This is a genomic window from Butyricicoccus sp. AF35-5AC (assembly GCF_003477715.1).
Lineage (GTDB): Bacteria > Bacillota > Clostridia > Oscillospirales > Butyricicoccaceae > Agathobaculum > Agathobaculum butyriciproducens.
In genome coordinates this window covers 1-218 of the sequence record NZ_QUDX01000050.1, presented here as the reverse complement: position 1 = coordinate 218, position 218 = coordinate 1, and the positions used below count along the sequence as shown (strand labels likewise).

The window sequence follows — 218 nt, the reverse complement described above, 5'->3', positions numbered from 1 at the left end:
ACCTCCCATTCATGCCGCCAGATTTCACAATACTTCTGGTCGTTCCAGTCCACCGTATCCTCCTTGTGGCTTTTCCACCTGCCGGACGGCAGCTTTATCCGTTCCCCATTCTCGTCAAGGTCATAAACCTTGCGGCTCTTGGGAAGCCATTTTCCATGTTCATCCATTGCCCGCATGGTCAGCAGGACATGGGCGTGGGGATTGTGTCCCGGCGGATG

Annotated in this window: 1 protein-coding gene; it reads right to left on the bottom strand. The window is 55.0% G+C overall.

All coding sequences use genetic code 11. The features are described 5' to 3' along the window. Positions 1–218 (bottom strand): MobA/MobL family protein (locus DWZ82_RS15825; RefSeq protein ID WP_243022974.1); only part of this gene is annotated, 218 nt, incomplete at both ends.